Raw genomic sequence first — 16,053 nt, forward strand, 5'->3', positions numbered from 1 at the left:
CGGTTTCTGCACAGACGCGCACTGTCACTCTCATGTGTGACAGCAAGCACACCCTAGAGGTAAAGACCTCATCAAATAGTTTGTGATACGGTTCACGAGAACCCGGGATAGAGCCGAAGGACCGCGATGCGACGGTCCCTTGGCGTGAGGTCTCCAACCCTCGGACCGGGACTACGCTCGTCCATGACGACACCCTGCCCCCTGTGAAAGCGGAGTTGCCGCCATGCCGTCCAATGACGCCCGGATGCTGGCCCAGGCCGCCGTACCCACGGCTGCCGTCGGCGTGATCGCCGCCGTCGTGAGCGGCGTGGTCGCGGGCGGCAAGGGTGCGATCGGGGCGGCCGTCGCGACGGTGATCGTGGTCCTGTTCATGGGGATCGGGCTCTACGTGCTCCAGCGCACCGCCAAAGCGCTGCCGCAGCTGTTCCAGATGATGGGCCTGATGCTCTACGCGGCCCAGTTGCTGCTGCTCTTCATCTTTCTCTCCATTTTCAAGAACACGACGCTGTTCAGCCCCCGGGCCTTCGCCATCGTGCTGGTGGCCGGCACCCTCACGTGGATCGCCGCGCAGACGCGTGCTCACATGAAGGCCAAGATCCTCTATGTCGAGCCTGACTCGAACGCCTCCGCGAAGGGTGACAAGCCTGAGAAGTCGGGGCACTCGTCGTGAGAGGTAGGCCCGGGATAAAGGCGCACGAGAGATCCTGCTATCGTCCGGTGCCAACTGCGGCATCGCGGGCGCGGGCATCCGAGCTGACGCCTGCTCAATCGCGAGGCGAGATGCCCCCCAGCCGCCCCCACATCCGTAACACCAGTCCCGTGCCGAACCGCGGCTCCGCGCCGCGCCGACACAACGAGGTTGCCGTACCTATGCGCCACGATGAAGGAGCCCGCGGTGAGTGCTGACCCGACGCAGACGCTCGCTTTCGATACGAGCTGTCACCTGTTCGACGGGTGCGGCTTCCCGGCTCCGGGCCTGCACTCGTTCCTGTTCAAGCCGCTCTGGGGCGACGCGGACAGCAACGTGTACTTCAACAAGACGATGCTGCTGGCGCTGCTCGGGTCGATCATCATCGTCGGCTTCTTCTGGGCCGCCTTCGCTCGTCCGAAGCTCGTCCCGGGCAAGCTGCAGATGGTCGCCGAGGCCGGCTACGACTTCGTGCGGCGCGGTGTCGTCTACGAGACCATCGGCAAGAAGGAGGGTGAGAAGTACGTCCCGTTCGTCGTCTCGCTGTTCTTCTTCGTCTGGATGATGAACCTCTGGTCGATCATCCCGGTCGCGGCCTTCCCGGTCACGGCGATCATCTCGTATCCCGCCGTCCTGGCCGGCCTCGTCTACATCACGTGGGTCTCGCTGACCTTCAAGCGGCAGGGTTTCGTCGGAGCCTTCAAGAACTTCACCGGCTACGACAAGACGCTCGGCGGGGTGCTCCCGCTGTCGATGACCATCGAGTTCTTCTCGAACCTGCTGGTCCGGCCCTTCACGCACGCCGTGCGACTCTTCGCGAACATGTTCGCCGGTCACACGCTGCTGCTGCTCTTCACGATCGCCAGCTGGTACATGCTGAACGGCATCGGCATCGCCTACTCCGGTGTCTCGTTCGTGATGGTCATCGTGATGACCGCCTTCGAGCTCTTCATCCAGGCTGTCCAGGCGTACGTCTTCGTACTGCTGACCTGCAGCTACATCCAGGGCGCGCTCGCCGAGCACCACTGAGCACCCTGACCTCCCACCCAGAGACATCCGGTGGCCAACCCCCACCGGTACTTGAAAGAGAAGGAAGAACCGGCATGTCCGCTCTTGCGCAGGCCACCCTCGCCGCCACCCAGATCAAGGGCAACCTCGGCTCGATCGGTTACGGCCTCGCCGCGATCGGCCCGGGCGTCGGCGTCGGCATCATCTTCGGTAACGGCACGCAGGCCCTCGCCCGCCAGCCCGAGGCGGCCGGTCTCATCCGTGCCAACCAGATCCTCGGCTTCGCCTTCTGTGAGGCGCTCGCCCTGATCGGTCTGGTCATGCCGTTCGTCTACCCGACCTCCTGACCCGACCGTCGCGCACCAATAGACGAAAGGCACTGATATGAGCCCCCTGGTTCTGCTGGCGGCGGAGGAGGCCGAAAACCCCCTCATCCCGCCGATCCCAGAGCTCGTCATCGGCCTGATCGCCTTCGTCATCGTCTTCGGCTTCCTCGCCAAGAAGCTCCTTCCGAACATCAACAAGGTTCTGGAGCAGCGCCGCGAGGCGATCGAGGGCGGTATCGAGAAGGCCGAGGCCGCGCAGACCGAGGCCCACAGCGTCCTCGAGCAGTACAAGGCCCAGCTCGCCGAGGCCCGGCACGAGGCCGCGCGCCTGCGCCAGGAGGCTCAGGAGCAGGGCGCCGCGCTCATCACCGAGATGCGCGCCGAAGGCCAGCGGCAGCGTGAGGAAATCATCACCGCCGGTCACGCGCAGATCGAGGCCGACCGCAAGGCCGCCGCGTCCGCGCTCCGTCAGGACGTCGGCAAGCTCGCCACCGAACTGGCCGGCAAGCTCGTCGGCGAGTCCCTCGAGGACCACGCCCGCCAGAGCCGTGTGATCGACCGCTTCCTCGACGAGCTCGAGGAGAAGGCCGAGGCCACGCGATGAACGGAGCGAGCCGCGAGGCACTGGCAGCCGCACGAGAGCGGCTCGACGCGCTGACGGACACCACGTCCGTGGACGCGACGCAGCTCGCCGACGAGCTGGCGGCCGTCACCGCGCTGCTCGACCGCGAGGTGTCGCTGCGTCGGGTCCTCACCGATCCGGCGCAGCCCGGCGAGGCCAAGGCCACGCTCGTCCAGCGCCTGGTCGGCGGCCAGGTCAGCGGTGCCACCGCCGACCTGGTGTCCGGCCTGGTGCGGTCCCGCTGGTCGCAGACCCGCGACCTGGTGGACACGCTGGAGGAGCTGGCGAACATCGCCGACCTCACCGCCGCGCAGCGGACGGGCACGCTCGACGACGTCGAGGACGAGCTGTTCCGGTTCGGCCGGATCGTCTCCTCGAACACCGAGCTGCGCGCCGCGCTGACCGACCGCAAGGCCACCACCTCGGCCAAGGTCGAGCTGCTGCACCGGCTGCTCGGCGGCCGGGCCAAGGTGACCACCGAGCGTCTGGTGACGCGCCTCGTGACCGCGCCGCGGGGACGTAGCCTTGAGGCGGGACTCGAGTCCCTGTCCAGGCTCGCCGCCGAGCGGCGGGACCGGGCGGTCGCCGTCGTCACCTCGGCGGTGCCGCTGAGCGACCCGCAGAAGCAGCGCCTGGGCGCCGCTCTCGCGAAGCTCTACGGCCGCCGGATGCACCTCAACCTGGACGTCGACCCCGAGGTCGTCGGCGGGATCCGGGTGCAGGTCGGTGACGAGGTCATCAACGGCTCCCTCGCGGACCGGCTCGAGGACGCCGCCCGCCGCATGGCGGGCTAGCCGCAACTCAACACGCAAGACGTACACGACGGCCCTGGTTGGGCCGTGCAGAGGATTCACCTCTTATTGGGGGGAGTCCCACAACCCCCCAAGTGAAACTTCGGGCCCAACAAGGAGAGCAGGGAACCCAGATGGCGGAGCTCACGATCCGGCCGGAGGAGATCCGGGACGCGCTGGAGAACTTCGTCCAGTCGTACAAGCCGGACGCGGCCTCGCGCGAGGAGGTCGGTACGGTCACCCTTGCCGGCGACGGCATCGCGAAGGTCGAGGGTCTTCCCTCGGCCATGGCCAACGAACTGCTGAAGTTCGAGGACGGCACCCTCGGCCTCGCGCTGAACCTGGAAGAGCGCGAGATCGGCGCCATCGTCCTCGGTGAGTTCAGCGGCATCGAGGAGGGTCAGTCGGTGCAGCGCACCGGCGAGGTCCTCTCCGTCGCGGTCGGCGAGGGCTACCTCGGCCGCGTCGTCGACCCGCTCGGCAACCCGATCGACGGCCTCGGCGAGATCGAGACCACCGGCCGCCGCGCCCTGGAGCTGCAGGCTCCGGGCGTCATGGCCCGTAAGTCGGTGCACGAGCCGATGGAGACCGGCTACAAGGCCGTCGACGCGATGACCCCGATCGGCCGCGGCCAGCGCCAGCTGATCATCGGTGACCGTCAGACCGGCAAGACCGCCCTGGCCGTCGACACGATCATCAACCAGCGCGACAACTGGCGTTCGGGCGACCCGAAGAAGCAGGTCCGCTGCGTCTACGTCGCCATCGGTCAGAAGGGCTCGACCATCGCCTCCGTGCGTGGCGCCCTGGAAGAGGCCGGCGCGCTGGAGTACACGACCATCGTCGCCGCCCCGGCGTCCGACCCGGCCGGCTTCAAGTACCTGGCGCCGTACACCGGTTCGGCCATCGGCCAGCAGTGGATGTACGAGGGCAAGCACGTCCTCATCATCTTCGACGACCTCTCGAAGCAGGCCGACGCCTACCGCGCCGTCTCCCTGCTGCTGCGCCGCCCGCCGGGCCGTGAGGCCTACCCGGGTGACGTCTTCTACCTGCACTCCCGTCTCCTCGAGCGCTGCGCCAAGCTCTCCGACGACATGGGTGCCGGCTCGATGACCGGTCTGCCGATCGTCGAGACCAAGGCCAACGACGTCTCGGCGTTCATCCCGACCAACGTCATCTCCATCACCGACGGCCAGTGCTTCCTGGAGTCGGACCTGTTCAACGCCGGTCAGCGCCCCGCGCTGAACGTCGGTATCTCCGTCTCCCGAGTCGGCGGTTCCGCCCAGCACAAGGCGATGCGGCAGGTCTCCGGCCGTCTGCGTCTGGACCTCGCCCAGTACCGTGAGCTGGAGGCGTTCGCCGCCTTCGGTTCCGACCTGGACGCCGCGTCGAAGTCGCAGCTGGAGCGTGGTCAGCGACTGGTCGAGCTGCTCAAGCAGGCTCAGTACCAGCCGATGCCGACCGAGGACCAGGTCGTCTCCGTGTGGGCCGGTACCACCGGCAAGATGGACGACGTCCCGGTCTCCGACATCCGCCGCTTCGAGAAGGAGCTGCTCGAGTACCTGCACCGCAAGGAGCAGGGCCTCATGACCTCCATCAAGGAGGGCGCCAAGATGTCGGACGACACCCTCACCGCTGTTGCCGACGCCATCGCCGACTTCAAGAAGCAGTTCGAGACCTCGGACGGCAAGCTTCTCGGCGAGGACGCCCCGGCCGCGGCCAAGTGACGTAAGGAAGGGACCTGACTCATGGGAGCCCAGCTCCGGGTCTACAAGCGTCGCATCCGATCCGTCTCCGCGACCAAGAAGATCACCAAGGCGATGGAGATGATCGCCGCCTCGCGTGTCGTCAAGGCGCAGCGCAAGGTGCGGGCCTCCGCGCCGTACGCGACCGAGCTCACCCGCGCGGTCACGGCGGTCGGTACCGGGTCGAACACCAAGCACCCGCTGACCACCGAGGCGGAGACGCCGACGCGTGCCGCGGTGCTGCTCCTCACGAGCGACCGCGGTCTGGCCGGTGCCTTCAACTCCAACGCCATCAAGGCCGCCGAGCAGCTGACGGCGCGCCTCGAGGCGGAGGGCAAGGAGGTCGACACCTACATCGTCGGCCGCCGCGGTCTGTCCCACTACAACTTCCGCGAGCGCAAGGTCGCGGAGTCGTGGTCGGGCTTCACCGACGAGCCCTCGTACGCGGACGCCAAGAAGGTCGCGGCGCCGCTGATCGAGGCCATCGAGACGGAGACGGCGGACGGCGGCGTGGATGAACTCCACATCGTCTACACCGAGTTCGTGTCGATGATGACGCAGACGGCGCTCGACGCCCGGCTGCTTCCGCTGCGCCTCGAAGCTGTGACATCAGCGGCTACCGCCGCGGGGGCCGCGGAGAAGCCCCAGGGCGAGATCCTTCCGCTGTACGACTTCGAGCCCTCGGCGGAGGACGTCCTCGACGCCCTGCTGCCGCGGTACGTCGAGAGCCGGATCTACAACGCGCTCCTGCAGTCGGCGGCTTCCAAGCACGCCGCCACACGGCGCGCGATGAAGTCGGCCACCGACAACGCGGGCGAGCTGATCAACACGCTCTCCCGTCTTGCCAATGCGGCCCGCCAGGCCGAAATCACCCAGGAAATCAGCGAGATCGTCGGTGGCGCCAGCGCCCTGGCCGACGCGACCGCGGGGAGTGACCGCTAATGACCACCACTGTTGAGACCGCGACGGCCACGGGCCGCGTCGCCCGGGTCATCGGCCCGGTCGTCGACGTGGAGTTCCCCGTCGACGCGATGCCGGAGATCTACAACGCCCTGCACGTCGAGGTGGCCGACCCGGCCAACGCCGGCGAGAAGAAGACGCTGACCCTGGAGGTCGCCCAGCACCTGGGTGACGGCCTGGTCCGCACCATCTCCATGCAGCCCACCGACGGTCTGGTCCGCCAGGCCCCGGTCACCGACACCGGCGACGGCATCACCGTCCCGGTCGGCGACTTCACCAAGGGCAAGGTGTTCAACACCCTCGGTGACGTGCTGAACGTCGACGAGCAGTACGAGGGCGAGCGCTGGTCCATCCACCGCAAGGCCCCCAACTTCGACGAGCTCGAGTCGAAGACCGAGATGTTCGAGACCGGCGTCAAGGTCATCGACCTTCTCACCCCGTACGTCAAGGGTGGAAAGATCGGTCTGTTCGGTGGTGCCGGTGTCGGCAAGACGGTGCTCATCCAGGAGATGATCTACCGCGTCGCCAACAACCACGACGGTGTCTCCGTGTTCGCCGGTGTCGGTGAGCGCACGCGTGAGGGCAACGACCTCATCGAGGAGATGGCGGACTCGGGCGTCATCGACAAGACCGCCCTGGTCTTCGGCCAGATGGACGAGCCCCCGGGCACCCGTCTGCGCGTCGCGCTGGCCGGCCTCACCATGGCCGAGTACTTCCGTGACGTCCAGAAGCAGGACGTGCTGTTCTTCATCGACAACATCTTCCGCTTCACGCAGGCCGGTTCCGAGGTCTCGACCCTGCTCGGCCGGATGCCCTCCGCGGTGGGTTACCAGCCGAACCTGGCCGACGAGATGGGTCTCCTCCAGGAGCGCATCACCTCGACCCGTGGTCACTCGATCACCTCGATGCAGGCGATCTACGTCCCCGCGGACGACCTGACCGACCCGGCCCCGGCCACCACCTTCGCCCACCTCGACGCGACGACGGTGCTCTCCCGTCCGATCTCCGAGAAGGGCATCTACCCGGCCGTGGACCCGCTGGACTCCACGTCCCGCATCCTGGACCCGCGCTACATCGCGGCGGACCACTACAACACCGCCATGCGGGTGAAGACGGTCCTCCAGAAGTACAAGGACCTCCAGGACATCATCGCGATCCTCGGTATCGACGAGCTCGGCGAGGAGGACAAGCTCGTCGTCCACCGTGCCCGTCGCGTGGAGCGCTTCCTGTCCCAGAACACCCACGTCGCCAAGCAGTTCACCGGCGTCGACGGTTCGGACGTGCCGCTGGACGAGTCGATCGCCGCGTTCAACGCGATCATCGACGGCGAGTACGACCACTTCCCGGAGCAGGCGTTCTTCCTGTGCGGTGGCATCGAGGATCTCAAGGCCAACGCCAAGGAGCTGGGCGTCTCCTGATTCCGGCAGCCGCCTGAGTCGTGAGGGGACGGGCGAGTCCCGTCCCCTCCTTCACGCCTACTAGAATTGACCCCACACCCGGCACTACCGCCGGGTGGTGACCCGAGGAGCCACCCTTGGCTGCTGAGCTGCACGTCGCGCTGGTCGCGGCCGACCGAGAGGTCTGGTCCGGCGAGGCCACCCTGGTCGTCGCGCGCACCACGTCCGGCGACATCGGCGTCATGCCCGGTCACCAGCCGCTGCTCGGTGTGCTGGAGTCGGGCCCGGTGACCATCCGTACGAGTGATGGTGGAACGGTCGTCGCCGCGGTGCACGGCGGTTTCATCTCGTTCGCGGACGACAAGCTGTCGCTGCTGGCCGAGATCGCCGAGCTTTCGGACGAGATCGATGTCCAGCGCGAGGAGCGCGAGCTCGAGCGCGCGAAGGCCGAAGGTGACGCCACCGCCGAGCGCCGGGCGGACGTCCGCCTGCGCGCTGCGACGGCGCGCTGAACTGGAGGCCCCTCCCAGGCCCTTTAGGCTCTGGGGGAGAGCGTGATGACGCACCTCAGCCGCGGCTGGGACCGGAGCGATCCGGTGCCGGTCGCGGCTGAGGTGAATCAGGGTCTTTTTTACGTTCCGTTACCTAGGAGACGAGGAGGTCGGTGCCGATGGTCCTCGCTCTGACTGTGTGCGGGATCGTGGTCGTACTCGTGGTGGTGGGACTGTTCCTGTTCGGCCTGCGCCGCAGACTGATCCAGCGCTCCGGCGGCACCTTCGACTGTTCCCTGCGCTGGGACGTGCCGGAGAGTCCCGACACCGGCGGCAAGGGCTGGAGCTACGGCGTCGCCCGCTACAACGGCGACCGCATCGAGTGGTACCGCGTCTTCTCCTACGCCCTGCGCCCGCGCCGCGTCCTGGAGCGGGCGCGGATCGAAGTGGCCGGCCGCCGGCTTCCCGAGGGCGAGGAGGAGCTGGCCCTGCTCTCCGACGCCGTCGTCCTCGCCTGTATGCACCGGGGCACGCGCCTGGAACTCGCCATGAGCGAGGACGCGCTGACCGGTTTCCTCGCGTGGCTGGAGGCAGCCCCGCCCGGTCAGCGCGTCAACGTCGCTTAGGGCACTTCCTTACGACAGTCCGCTGTTGATCGCGCTCACCAGCTCGCCGCTCGCGGTGTCACCGCTGAACTCCCAGAAGAACGCGCCGCCCAACCCCTGGTTCTTGGCCCACGACATCTTGGTGCCGATGGTGGCGGGGGTGTCGTAGGACCACCAGTTGCTGCCGCAGTGGGCGTACGCCGTGCCCGCGACGGTGCCGGTGGCCGGGCAGGACGTCTTGAGCACCTTGTAGTCCTCGATGCCCTGCTCGTACGTGCCCGCCGCCGGGCCGGTGGCCGTGCCGCCCGGGGCGTCCTGGGTGACGCCGGTCCAGCCGCGGCCGTAGAAGCCGATGCCGATCAGCAGCTTGCTCGCGGGCACGCCCTTGGCCTTGTACTTGGCGATCGCGTCGGCCGTGGTGAAGCCGGCCTTCGGGATGCCGCTGTACGAGGTGAGCGGGGAGTGCGGGGCGGTGGGGCCCTGCGCGTCCCAGGCGCCGAAGAAGTCGTACGTCATCACGTTGTACCAGTCGACGGAGCTCGCGGCGCCCGCGTAGTCGGCCGCGTCGATCTTGCCGCCGGAGGAGCCGTCGGCCGTGACCGCCGCGGTGACCAGGTTCTTCGAGCCGAACTTGGCGCGCAGCGCGGCCATCACGTTCTTGTAGGCGGCGGCGCCGCTGGTGTCGCAGCTCAGCCCGCAGGCGTTCGGGTACTCCCAGTCGATGTCGATGCCGTCGAACACATCGGCCCAGCGCGGGTCCTCGACCAGGTCGTAACAGGACTGCGCGAAGGCCGCCGGGTCCTTGGCCGCCTCGCCGAAGCCGCCGGACCAGGTCCAGCCGCCGAAGGACCACAGCACCTTGATGTTCGGGTACTTGGCCTTCAGCTCCCGCAGCTGGTTGAAGTTGCCGCGCAGCGGCTGGTCCCAGGTGTCGGCGATGCCGCTGACGGACTGGTCGGCGGTGAAGGCCTTGTCGTAGTCGGCGTAGGAGTCACCGATCGCGCACTTGCCGCCGGTGACGTTGCCGAAGGCGTAGTTGATGTGCGTGATCTTGGAGGCCGATCCCGAGGTCACGAGGTTCTTGACGTTGTAGTTGCGCCCGTAGATGCCCCACTCGGTGAAGTACCCGAGCTTGACCTTGGAGCCGGTGGTCGGGGGAGTGGTGCCGCCCCCGGTGGTGTGTACGGCGGCCGCGCCGCTGACCGGTCCGGTCTGGTCGGCGGTGTCTCGGGCCTGGACGGTGTAGGAGTAGTCGGTGCCGGCGCTCAGGCCGGTGTCGGTGTACGAGGTGGTGGTCACGGTGGCGACCTTGGCCCCGTCCCGCAGGACGTCGTAGTTCTTGACGCCCTTGTCGTCGGTGGCCGCGCTCCAGCTGAGCTTCACCGAGGTGTCGGTGATGCCCGAGGCGGTCGGTGTGCCGGGCGCGGAGGGTGCCGCGTCACCGGGGACCGTCGTGCCGTCGCAGCTGTCGCCGTTCAGCTTGCAGTGGGACGGCGAGCCGGAGCCGGCGCCGTTGAAGCCGAAGGAGACGGAGGCGCCGGGGGCGAGGCTGCCGTTGTAGGACTTGTTCTTGGCGGTCCAGTGGGTGCCCGAGGACGTGACGTCCGCGTCCCAGGCCGAGGTGACCGACGTGCCGGAGGGGAAGTCCCACTCGACGGTCCAGGAGCTGATGGCCGTGGTGCCGGTGTTCTTCACCGTCCACTTGCCCTCGAAGCCGGTGCCCCAGTCCGACGCCTTGGCGTAGGTGGCGGTCGCGGTCGTGGCGGCCTGGGCGGGACCCGCCAGGCCGACCAGCCCGGCCACGGGGAGCAACAGGGTCGCGAACCCTGCCGCGGCTCTGTGTACGAAGCGCATGCTGCGCCTCCTCTGTGGGGATGTCAGGGGCATGACTGAGCCTTCATGCCCACGGTGCCGCGAGAATAGAAAGGTCTGGACCACCGGTCAATAGGTCTGGACCACTTGGTCTCGCGCGGCGCTAGATCCCCAACTCCTGCGCCAGCACGGCCGCTTGCACCCGGCTGCGCAGCTCCAGCTTCCCCAGCAGACGGCTGACGTGGGTCTTCACCGTCCCCTCGGCCATCTCCAGCCGCCCCGCGATCTGGGCGTTCGACAGCCCCTCCCCGATGCACGCCAGCACCTCGCGCTCGCGGCGCGTCAGCGTCTCCAGCACCGCCGGATCGACGGACGGCCCCCGCACCGGCCGGGCGGCGAACTCGGCGATCAGCCGCCGCGTGACCGCCGGGGCCACGATCCCCTCCCCGCGCGCCACCGTCCGCACGGCCTCCAGCAGGTCCCGTGCCTCCGCGTTCTTCAGCAGGAAGCCGGCCGCCCCGGCCCGCAGCGCCCCGAAGACGTACTCGTCGAGGTCGAAGGTGGTCAGCACGAGCACGTCCGCGAGCCCCTCCGCGACCACCTCCCGGGTCGCCGACACCCCGTCCAGCCGGGGCATCTGCACGTCCATCAGCACCAGGTCCGGCCTGAGCTCCCTGGCCAGTGCCACCGCCTGCCGGCCGTCCGCCGCCTCCCCGACCACCTCGATGTCGGGCGCGCTGCCCAGGATGAGGACCAGTCCGGAGCGGACGGCCGACTGGTCCTCGGCGACCAGGACACGGATCACGCGGGGTCTCCTTCGGTCACGGGGAGGGCGGCCCGTACGGTCCACAGCGCGCCGTCGGGCCCGGCGTCGAAGCTGCCGCCCAGCAGCGCGGCACGCTCCCGCATACCGACGAGCCCCGCGCCGGAGCCGGGGGCACGGGGGCCGTCGGCGTCGGCGTACGGACTGCTCACCCGGATGAGCAGGGCGCCGTCGGACTGCTTCAGCACCACATGGACGCGACCGGGCGAGGCATGCTTGAGCGCGTTGGTCAGCGACTCCTGCACGATCCGGTAGGCGGCGAGACCCACCGGTACGGGCACCTGGCCGGGGCCGGCGTCGAGCCGGACGTCGAGGCCGTTCGCGCGGGCGCCGTCGACCAGGGCGGCGAGACCGTCGAGGGTCGGTGTCGCGGCCGGCGCGTCGTCCCCCTCGCGGAGGATGCCGATCAGCCGCCGCATCTCGGCGAGTCCGTCCACGCTGTTCTCGCGGACGACGGACAGGGCCTGCCGTGAGGTGTCCGGGTCGTCGATGGACAGGGCGGCGGTGGAGTGGATGGCGATGGCCGAAAGGTGGCCCGCCACCAGGTCGTGCAGCTCCCGGGCCATCCGCGCCCGCTCGGCGGTGACCGCCTGGACCCGGTCGATCTCGGCGAGCAGCGCGGTCTGCTCGGCACGCAGCCGGGCGGCCTCGGCGGCGTCGCGGTGATTGCGCACGACCCAGCCGGTCGCCGCGGGGGCGAGCGCCACGACCCCGATGCCGACGCCGATCAGCAGACCCTGCGGATCGCGCCACAGCGCGGCCGGCACCACCCCGCCGATCACCGTGAGCAGACCGGTGATCCAGGGGATGCGGCGGGCGGCGGCGGGGCTGCCGTACAGGACGGCCGAGTACATCAGGTCCGTGTACAGCACGATCGTGACGATGCTGCCCAGGGTCACCGTGTCCACGACCAGCGCCGCCGTGCCGATCAGCAGGCCGGTCCGGGGCCGGGTGCGGCGCAGCGGCTCGCAGGCGGCGGTCACGGCCAGCGGCACCAGGGGCGCCCAGCGCTGGGGCCACAGCACGAGGCTGTCCGAGGGCACGCGCGGATGGATGCCCAGCGCCCACAGCAGCAGCCCCCCGAGCAGCCCGCCCACGGCGATGAGCACGTCGTCGCGGTGCGGGCGGGGCAGGCGTCCGGGCATGGCCCCATCCAACACGGGGCCGGCGCCGTCCGCGTGCTCCTCCGGACGGGTCTCCAGCTGCATCTTTCGATTACCGCGGATTCGTCACCCGCGACGACGATCCGCGCGGCCGTCCGGGCGAGCCTGGTGAGGTGAGCCGGGTGGGGCGAGCGAAAGGAGCGAGCCATGATCGTCGGACTGGTCGTCGCCTGTGAGGTGGCCTTCTGGGTGCTGCTGGCCGCTGGGCTGGCGTTCCGGTACGGGTTCAGGAAGCCCCGGGTGGGCCTCGCCCTGCTGCTGTGCGAGCCGCTCCTGGAGGTCGTGCTGTTCGTCGTCACGGCGATCGACCTGAAGAACGGTGCCGAGCCCGACTGGCGGCACGGCCTCGCCGCCGTGTACATCGGCTTCACCGTCGGCCTCGGTCACTCCACGATCAAGTGGGCGGACGCCCGGGTCGCCCACCGCTTCGCGGGCGGACCGCCTCCCGTGCGGCCCCCGAAGTACGGCACGGCCCGCGCCGTCCACGAGTGGAGGGTCGCGGGCCGCTGGATCGTCGCGGCGCTGGTCGCCATGGCCCTGTTGCAGGCCGCGGTCTGGTACGTCGGCGGCGACGGAGACACCGGTTCACTGCTGGAGTGGCAGCAGCGCATGCTGTGGCTGATCGGCATCAACGTGGCCATCGCCGGCAGCTACACGCTGTTCCCCAAGCGTGAGCGCTAACGCTCCCCGCCCGGCACCCACAGCACGTCCCCGACCTCCTTGTTCGCCGTCCGCGCCAGGATGAACAGGAGGTCGGACAGGCGGTTGAGGTAGGTGGCGGTGAGGGGGTTCATCGCCTCGCCGTGCTCGTCCAGGGCGGCCCACGTGGAGCGCTCGGCCCGCCGTACGACCGTGCACGCCTGGTGCAGCAGTGCCGCGCCGGGGGTGCCGCCGGGGAGGATGAAGGAGCGGAGCTTCTCCAGCTGCTCGTTGAAGTGGTCGCAGTCCGCCTCCAGCTTGTCGATGTAGAACTGCTCGACCCGCAGGGGCGGGAACTCAGGGTTCTCCACCACCGGCGTCGACAGGTCCGCACCCACGTCGAACAGGTCGTTCTGGACGCGGGTGAGGACCTTGACGATCTCCGCCTCCAGGTTGCCCAGCGCGATCGCCGTGCCGATCACCGCGTTCGCCTCGTTGGCGTCGGCGTACGCCGAGATCCTGAGGTCGGTCTTGGCGACCCGGCTCATGTCGCCGAGGGCGGTGGTGCCCCGGTCGCCGGTCCTGGTGTAGATGCGCGTCAGATTGACCATGCCACCAGCGTAATTACGGGCCGGCGGTCCGGAAGACCCGTGTGCCCACTGTCACGGCCAGCGCGGTGAATCCGACGGCCACCAGGGCCCCGTACAGCATGTGGGCGGACGCGTACGAGCCCACGTACGCGTCCCGCACCGCGTCCACCAGATAGCGGAACGGGACGAAGTGGGAGAGCACGTCCAGCCATCCCGGTGCCAGGGTCATGGGCAGCATCAGGCCGGACAGCAGCATCGACGGCATGGTCAGGGCGTTGATCACAGGCCCGAACTCCTGCGGGGTACGCACCTTCATCGCCAGCGCGTACGACAGCGACGCCAGCGAGACCGTCAGCAGCGCGACGAACGCGAAGCCGATGAGGACGCCGGGCAGCGGCGCGCGCAGGCCCATGACCACGGCGGCGAGCACGAGCAGCACGGCCTGGAACACGAAGACCGTGGCGTCGCGCAGCACGCGCCCCAGGAGCAGCGCGAGCCGGCTGACCGGCGTCACCCGCATCCGTTCCACCACCCCCTGCGCGTTCTCCATGATGATCGTGAAGCCCGCGAAGGCCGCGCCGAACAGGCCGAGTTGGAGCAGCAGCCCGGGCACCAGCACCTGCCAGGAACTGCCCCGCGCGCCGAGCGGCAGGTCCGTCAGGAGCGGCCCGAAGAAGAGCAGGTACAGGAGCGGCATCAGGACGCCGAAGAGCAGCGCGAAGCGGGAGCGCAGGGACTGGCGGAGGTAGCGGCCGTAGATCAGCGCGGTGTCGTGGAGAAGCATCCTGGCGGTCCTATACGGCTACGGGGGCGGTGTCGGCCGGGGAAGGCCCGCGGCCGGTGATGGCGAGGAAGGTGTCCTGGAGCGAGGCGTCGATCGAGCCGCCGTACTCGAGCTTGAGCGCGCTCGGTGTGCCCTCGGCCACGACCACGCCCCGGTCGACGACGACCAGCCGGTCGGCGAGGGCGTCGGCCTCGTCGAGGTAGTGGGTGGTGAGGAAGACCGTCGTACCGAGTTCGTCGCGCAGGCGGCGGACGAGGTCCCACAGGTCGGCGCGGCTGGCGGGGTCGAGGCCCGTGGTCGGCTCGTCGAGGAAGAGGATCTTCGGGCGGTGCATGAGGCCCATCGCGATGTCCAGCCGCCGCCGCTGGCCGCCGGACAGGGCGCCCGCCTTGCGGTCGAGCAGTCCGGTCAGGCCGAGGTCCCGTGCCAATTCCTCGGCCCGGTCGGCTGATTGTCGTCTTGTCAGACGGTAGAGGCGGCCCTGGGTGACCAGTTCCTCGCGTACCGAGATCTGCGGGTCGACGCCGCCGGACTGCGCCACGTACCCGCACGCCCCGCGCACCCCGCCCGGATCGGTCGCCAGGTCGTGGCCCGCGATCGTGGCCGTGCCGCCGGTGGGGGCCAGCAGGGTGGTGAGCATCCGCAGGGTGGTCGTCTTGCCGGCGCCGTTGGGGCCGAGGAAGCCGAGGATCTCGCCCTCGTGGACGGTGAGGTCGATGCCGCGTACGGCCTCGACCGTGCCGCCCTTGGTCCGGAAGGTGCGGGCCAGTCCGGCCGCGCTGATGACTGCTGTCATGGCGACAGAAAAACAGAGTCCCTGAAATTTTGCAACGACCCCAAAATTTCAGGGAGGCCAAGGAAGCTAGGATTCGGACATGGCCGAGGGACTCAGGGAGCGGAAGAAGCGGCAGACCCGGCAGTACATCTCGGATGTCGCCACGGGGCTGTTCATCGAGCGCGGGTTCGACGCGGTGACGGTCGCGGAGATCGCCGAGGCCGCCGACGTCTCCGTCAACACCGTCTACAACTACTTCCCGGCCAAGGAGGACCTCTTCTTCGACCGCTCCGCCGGCCTGGTCGGCCGGCTCGCCCGCTGGGTGCGCGGTCGCGGCACGGGTGAATCGGCCGCCGGGGCCGTCCTGCGTGAACTGCGCGAGGAGGTCGAGGCGGTTTCGCCCCGGGTCGGGCTGATCCCCGGATATGCCCGCTTCATGCGGGTCATCGAGGAGGCTCCCGCGCTGCGCTCCCGGCTGTGGGCCGTCGCACAGGAGGTCCAGGCGAACCTGGAGCAGGCCCTGCGGGAAGAGACCGGCGCGGCGGACGGCGACGAGGAGCCGTATCTGATGGCCGGTCAGATCGGCTGGATCAACAGTACGGTCATGGCGGTCATCGGGCGCGAGATGGTCAAGGGGCGCGATCCACGCGAAGTGTCACGAGAGGTACTGGACCTCCTCGACGACATAGAGGAGTTGTTGGGAGAGAAGGTGCTCAACTACGCCGTCCGAGGCGAGGCCTGACCCCTGCCGGTGTGATGTCCGTCAATTGAGACGTGACGCGCATTACTTACCGGTCACACGGCGACTCCCGAGCGCTATCGTCCGCCGAAGAGGCA

General features: G+C 69.1%; 18 protein-coding genes. 12 read left to right on the forward strand and 6 right to left on the reverse strand.

Annotated features, from left to right (window positions below; all coding sequences use genetic code 11):
- Positions 1-223: 223 nt before the first annotated feature.
- The 10 genes from ACH45E_RS41345 to ACH45E_RS41390 all read left to right on the forward strand — a co-directional run bounded on the left by ACH45E_RS41345 (position 224) and on the right by ACH45E_RS41390 (position 8,651).
- On the forward strand, positions 224-670 hold the full coding sequence (locus ACH45E_RS41345) for a hypothetical protein (RefSeq protein WP_361454553.1): 447 nt from the start codon (positions 224-226) through the stop codon (positions 668-670).
- Positions 671-880: 210 nt separating this feature from the next.
- Positions 881-1,717: a F0F1 ATP synthase subunit A gene (atpB, locus tag ACH45E_RS41350; protein WP_361454550.1), complete on the forward strand. Its 837-nt coding sequence runs from the start codon at positions 881-883 to the stop codon at positions 1,715-1,717.
- Between the two features lie 74 nt (positions 1,718-1,791).
- Entirely contained in the window at positions 1,792-2,043 is a 252-nt protein-coding gene (locus ACH45E_RS41355; protein WP_361454547.1) for a F0F1 ATP synthase subunit C, read from the forward strand.
- Between the two features lie 37 nt (positions 2,044-2,080).
- Entirely contained in the window at positions 2,081-2,626 is a 546-nt protein-coding gene (locus ACH45E_RS41360; protein ID WP_361454544.1) for a F0F1 ATP synthase subunit B, read from the forward strand.
- Positions 2,623-3,438 (forward strand): F0F1 ATP synthase subunit delta, encoded by an 816-nt coding sequence (locus ACH45E_RS41365; RefSeq protein WP_361454541.1) that lies wholly within the window; start codon positions 2,623-2,625, stop codon positions 3,436-3,438. The genes ACH45E_RS41360 and ACH45E_RS41365 overlap by 4 nt, the downstream gene beginning before the upstream one ends.
- Before the next feature lie 131 nt (positions 3,439-3,569).
- Positions 3,570-5,159 carry a F0F1 ATP synthase subunit alpha gene (gene atpA, locus ACH45E_RS41370; protein WP_361454538.1) on the forward strand — a complete coding sequence of 530 codons (1,590 nt, stop codon included), beginning with the start codon at positions 3,570-3,572 and terminating at the stop codon, positions 5,157-5,159.
- Between the two features lie 21 nt (positions 5,160-5,180).
- Complete coding sequence (locus ACH45E_RS41375; RefSeq protein ID WP_361454535.1) at positions 5,181-6,119, forward strand: F0F1 ATP synthase subunit gamma; 939 nt, start codon at positions 5,181-5,183, stop codon at positions 6,117-6,119.
- Positions 6,119-7,555 (forward strand): F0F1 ATP synthase subunit beta, encoded by a 1,437-nt coding sequence (gene atpD, locus ACH45E_RS41380; protein ID WP_361454533.1) that lies wholly within the window; start codon positions 6,119-6,121, stop codon positions 7,553-7,555. Before ACH45E_RS41375 ends, atpD begins: the two co-directional genes overlap by 1 nt.
- 116 nt (positions 7,556-7,671) lie before the next feature.
- On the forward strand, positions 7,672-8,046 hold the full coding sequence (locus ACH45E_RS41385; protein ID WP_361454530.1) for a F0F1 ATP synthase subunit epsilon: 375 nt from the start codon (positions 7,672-7,674) through the stop codon (positions 8,044-8,046).
- A gap of 158 nt (positions 8,047-8,204) precedes the next feature.
- A complete protein-coding gene (locus tag ACH45E_RS41390) occupies positions 8,205-8,651 on the forward strand; it encodes a DUF2550 domain-containing protein (protein WP_361454527.1) in 447 nt (148 codons plus the stop codon).
- A gap of 9 nt (positions 8,652-8,660) precedes the next feature.
- Here the strand turns inward: ACH45E_RS41390 and ACH45E_RS41395 are convergent, their stop codons facing one another.
- From ACH45E_RS41395 to ACH45E_RS41405, 3 genes are all read right to left on the reverse strand, one after another.
- Positions 8,661-10,484 (reverse strand): glycoside hydrolase family 18 chitinase, encoded by a 1,824-nt coding sequence (locus tag ACH45E_RS41395; protein ID WP_361454524.1) that lies wholly within the window; start codon positions 10,482-10,484, stop codon positions 8,661-8,663.
- Positions 10,485-10,605: 121 nt separating this feature from the next.
- Positions 10,606-11,247: a response regulator transcription factor gene (locus ACH45E_RS41400; protein ID WP_361454521.1), complete on the reverse strand. Its 642-nt coding sequence runs from the start codon at positions 11,245-11,247 to the stop codon at positions 10,606-10,608.
- Entirely contained in the window at positions 11,244-12,410 is a 1,167-nt protein-coding gene (locus ACH45E_RS41405; RefSeq protein WP_361454606.1) for a histidine kinase, read from the reverse strand. The genes ACH45E_RS41400 and ACH45E_RS41405 overlap by 4 nt, the downstream gene beginning before the upstream one ends.
- Before the next feature lie 165 nt (positions 12,411-12,575).
- Between ACH45E_RS41405 and ACH45E_RS41410 the strand changes: the two genes are divergently transcribed.
- The gene (locus tag ACH45E_RS41410; protein ID WP_361454518.1) at positions 12,576-13,109 is read left to right on the forward strand and encodes a hypothetical protein; all 534 of its coding nucleotides are present in this window, start codon (positions 12,576-12,578) and stop codon (positions 13,107-13,109) included.
- On the opposite strand, the gene ACH45E_RS41415 is transcribed toward ACH45E_RS41410, so the two are convergent.
- The 3 genes from ACH45E_RS41415 to ACH45E_RS41425 are packed head-to-tail and all read right to left on the reverse strand — an operon-like array spanning position 13,106 to position 15,237.
- Positions 13,106-13,678 (reverse strand): cob(I)yrinic acid a,c-diamide adenosyltransferase, encoded by a 573-nt coding sequence (locus ACH45E_RS41415; protein ID WP_361454513.1) that lies wholly within the window; start codon positions 13,676-13,678, stop codon positions 13,106-13,108. The genes ACH45E_RS41410 and ACH45E_RS41415 overlap by 4 nt on opposite strands.
- 13 nt (positions 13,679-13,691) lie before the next feature.
- Positions 13,692-14,441 (reverse strand): ABC transporter permease, encoded by a 750-nt coding sequence (locus ACH45E_RS41420; protein WP_361454510.1) that lies wholly within the window; start codon positions 14,439-14,441, stop codon positions 13,692-13,694.
- 10 nt (positions 14,442-14,451) lie between these two features.
- Entirely contained in the window at positions 14,452-15,237 is a 786-nt protein-coding gene (locus ACH45E_RS41425) for an ATP-binding cassette domain-containing protein (RefSeq protein WP_361454505.1), read from the reverse strand.
- 79 nt (positions 15,238-15,316) lie between these two features.
- Here ACH45E_RS41425 and ACH45E_RS41430 point away from each other — a divergent pair, with 79 nt between their 5' ends.
- Positions 15,317-15,958, forward strand: coding sequence for a TetR/AcrR family transcriptional regulator (locus tag ACH45E_RS41430; RefSeq protein WP_361454502.1), 642 nt, complete (start codon positions 15,317-15,319; stop codon positions 15,956-15,958).
- Positions 15,959-16,053 lie beyond the last annotated feature (95 nt).

Source organism: Streptomyces sp. NPDC020299 (assembly GCF_044387825.1).
In the GTDB taxonomy this organism is placed as follows: Bacteria; Actinomycetota; Actinomycetes; order Streptomycetales; family Streptomycetaceae; genus Streptomyces.